At 63.3% G+C, this 3169-nt stretch carries 7 protein-coding genes; all 7 read right to left on the bottom strand.

Annotation, left to right across the window (positions count from 1 at the left end; translation table 11 throughout):
* Nucleotides 1–245 (bottom strand): DUF2840 domain-containing protein (locus NR193_RS33145; protein ID WP_256754861.1); only part of this gene is annotated, 245 nt, incomplete at its 3' end.
* Complete coding sequence (locus NR193_RS33150) at nucleotides 242–484, bottom strand: hypothetical protein (RefSeq protein ID WP_256754863.1); 243 nt, start codon at nucleotides 482–484, stop codon at nucleotides 242–244. The genes NR193_RS33150 and NR193_RS33145, both read right to left, overlap by 4 nt.
* On the bottom strand, nucleotides 481–1641 hold the full coding sequence (locus tag NR193_RS33155) for a replication initiator protein A (RefSeq protein WP_256754864.1): 1161 nt from the start codon (nucleotides 1639–1641) through the stop codon (nucleotides 481–483). The genes NR193_RS33150 and NR193_RS33155 overlap by 4 nt, the downstream gene beginning before the upstream one ends.
* Nucleotides 1642–1659: 18 nt before the next feature.
* Nucleotides 1660–1941, bottom strand: a complete 282-nt coding sequence (locus tag NR193_RS33160) for an AlpA family transcriptional regulator (RefSeq protein WP_023690466.1) — start codon at nucleotides 1939–1941, stop codon at nucleotides 1660–1662.
* A gap of 140 nt (nucleotides 1942–2081) precedes the next feature.
* Nucleotides 2082–2585 carry a DUF2285 domain-containing protein gene (locus NR193_RS33165; protein WP_256754865.1) on the bottom strand — a complete coding sequence of 168 codons (504 nt, stop codon included), beginning with the start codon at nucleotides 2583–2585 and terminating at the stop codon, nucleotides 2082–2084.
* Nucleotides 2476–2847 (bottom strand): transcriptional regulator domain-containing protein, encoded by a 372-nt coding sequence (locus NR193_RS33170; protein WP_256754866.1) that lies wholly within the window; start codon nucleotides 2845–2847, stop codon nucleotides 2476–2478. The genes NR193_RS33165 and NR193_RS33170 overlap by 110 nt, the downstream gene beginning before the upstream one ends.
* A gap of 134 nt (nucleotides 2848–2981) precedes the next feature.
* Nucleotides 2982–3169 (bottom strand): DNA -binding domain-containing protein (locus NR193_RS33175; RefSeq protein WP_256754867.1); only part of this gene is annotated, 188 nt, incomplete at its 5' end.

Consider the following 3169-nt stretch of genomic DNA (forward strand, 5'->3'; position numbering starts at 1 on the left):
ATGCGTGAGATGATCGTTCCGAAGTCGTTCGCGGCCCAGCGAACGAACGCGAAGACCGTGCCGGGGCGATAGGACAGGATGCGCCGGCGACGATCAACAATCTGTTCGTGGGCGTGCGTGCCGAACCGTATCCAGTTCTCGATCCTCTTCTCGACCCAGGTCAGTTCGACATGGATGAGATTGTCGCTAGCGTGGTGCGTGGCCGGGAACGGGCCGCGCATGCGGGGAGCCGCGATGCCAGTCATTTCGGTTCTCCTGATGCGGTGGGAAATGCGCGCGCGAGCCTCGCGCGCAGCGTGTTGGCGACGATGACGTCGTGCTCGAAAGCGGCGATGCGTGCGCGCACCTGAGTCGTCATGTCGGTGGTCGGGCGCACGACGAAGGTCGCGAACTGATTTCCCTTGCAGGTCAATTCACCGGCGAGAAGCAGCGTCAAAGTTGCCTTGCCGACACGGCTCTTTCGATTGAGGAGTGCGGCGATCATCGGGAGGCTCCCGAGCGCGGATCAAGAGGCGGATTGGGGGCTTCGGAGACGCTGGTTGCCGTGTTGCGATCGCCGGAAACCGTCGACGTGCTCGGGGTCTTGTTGGTGGTTACGCTGAGTGCGTGGCTGGCTCGCCGGACGAGCCTCTGCACATCGCGCGTACGCACTTCAAGGTTAGATTCTGGGTTAGAGTCTAAGTTAAGGACGCGATTTCGGCTTTGGTTTCCTAGGGTTAGGCCCCGTTTGGGTTCCTGATAGCACGAGCCTGCGGTTCCCGATGGCACGATAGTTCCGGTTCCCGATAGCACGATGCCGTCCACAGGCTTTCCACAGGAGGCGATCCGCTCGAAAGCGAGCAGCGTCCGGCCGCCCATCTCCACTTCGAGGAAGAGCGTGTAGCCGGGCAGCGGCTGGCGGCGGATAATGTCGCGCAGCTCGAAGGCAAAGCGCTTGTGGGGCGACAGGCTGCCGGATTTCTGGTGAAGGTGACGGAAGTCGAAGCGCCAGCCGTCGCGCTGGCGTCCGCCATGCTTGCGCACCAGCCGATAGAGCCAGCGCTCCAGCCCGCCAGTCAGGTCGAAATAGGCGCGATCGATCGTCAGCACGAGCGCGTCATCGAGGACTGCCTGGTAGAACCAGTCGGGGACGATCAACTCGATCCCCGCGGCTTTGCCATGGCGATCGATGCGCTCCTGCCACTCATTGATCCATGAGAAGCGGTGACGCCGGCCTTCGGTAAGCTGACGGATCGTCGTCGAGACGGTGGTCGACTGCAGCCGATCAAGCGCCGCCTTGAGGCGTTGATAGTCGCGAAGGCTCTTGCCGCGGCCGACGAAGGTGAGAATCTCATAGGGCGTGGCGGCCATCAGGCGCGAGGTGCGAAGGCCGGCGTCGCGCGCCTCGACGATCTGGCTCGCGGCCCAGATCAGGATGTCGGCGTCCCAGATGGTCGCCATGCCATGATCGGGTACGGCTTCGACCCGGATCGTGACGTTGCCGGCCGTGAAGTCGATTGGCGCGACGCGATGGGTCTTGGAGAGGGAGAAGAACGGATAGGCCATGAGATCCTGCGCATCTCGTGGGGCGAAGTCGCCAGGCAGCGCCCTGAATAGGTCGAGTTGCCCGCGCTCCGAAAGGGATTGGTTTCGCGCCGCCATTTGGAAATCCGCGCGCGGTCAGCGTGCGTATCGTCCGCCATGCGTCGGCGGCGTCGGCGTGTGACGCTTGGCCGGCAGGACCGACCCACGCGGATCGGATGTAGAGGTGACAGCGCCGCGTTCGGCCCAAGCCTGAAGATCGTCGACGGCATAGACGACACGGCCGCCGAGCTTGCGGTAGGAAGGACCAGTGCCATAGGTACGGTGCTTTTCGAGCGTGCGGGCGGACAGGCTGAGGAAATCCGCGGCTTCCTTGGTGCGCAGGAAGCGCGGCGGCAAAACGGCGATATCGGGTCGCATGGGTCGAACCTCCGTGGGGTTTTGGGCAGCCGCTGGCGTTCAGCGGTGGACGGAGACCACGGTGGCGGAGAGTGAGCTTCGTCAGGGATGGGGAAGTTGAGGGGGGCTAAAACTCCACCCCTTTTGCGCGGCCAGAGCCGCTAGGATCGACGGCGATGACGCAGGATCTGCAAATAGCCGCCGCCGATCATGGCGGTGGCGCCTTCGACGAGACCGATCACCGCATCGCGCAGCGCGGAGGTTTTCCAAGGATCGGCGGCGACGCGCTTAAACCCGTAAAGCGCGACCGCAATGTCGCGGTAGCTCGCGCCATTCGAGTGGCCGTCAGCGGCCTGTATCATCAGTCGAAAGCGGCGGCGCTGCTGCGGGGTCATCCGCGTGTCCGAAGGTGTGGGGCGCCCCTGCAAGGAACGCCAGAAACGGGTGAGTGCTTCGATCCGTCCCAACGTTTCTGCATCCAGGGGGATCAACGCCGCCAAAGGGCCGTGCGGCTCACTACCCGGCAGAAGCAGAAGTTGAGTGGCGACACCTGCACTATGGACAGTGTGGCGTCCTTCCACACTGTCGCGGCTTACACCCATGCCGGTCAACGGCGCCGATCGCAAGGACGACAGGAATTCCGGCGCCGGCACAAGAGAAACCACAGCTGGATCGACGTGAGGCGACCAGAAAACGTCTTGCGCCAAGGCGGACAAATCCGGCGTGGCCGGGAAATCGCAACCCCCACTGCCGCTGTGCCTCAGGGTGGAAGGGTGCTTTTTCGGATCTTGTGGTCAGGAGCGCTTGGTAGTGCCGTTGATAGGGTTCGTGACGCCGCAGACACTCCCAGGCGAGCCCTTCGATGGGTAATGTATCGAAATAATCATAGCTGGCATTGTCTCGCCAATGCGACGTATCCGGCCTCATCCAAGAGCTCCTCGCAAACAACGCGTAGACCCCGCCTCCAAACGATTCCGGGTTGTAGCGATTGGCGGAAGACCCTTGCCGGGCATCGGGTGATGCCACTTCGGCATCACCCGCGAACCTCAGGCGCTGTGGTGCTAGTTGCCGGGTCGACGCAAGAGATGACGGTAGCCTGCACGCGCCATCCAGCGCGCTCGCGCCAGATGGCTGTCGTGGATGCGCCGGGCGCGTTGTGGCTCCTTCGTCAGATCAATGCCGAAGAGGATTTCAACCACCTCGCGCCAGTCCGCGCCGTCGTCGGCGGCGTCAAGCAGGCGCACATAGA

This window comes from Mesorhizobium sp. Mes31, assembly GCF_024519675.1.
Classification (GTDB): Bacteria; Pseudomonadota; Alphaproteobacteria; order Rhizobiales; family Rhizobiaceae; genus Mesorhizobium.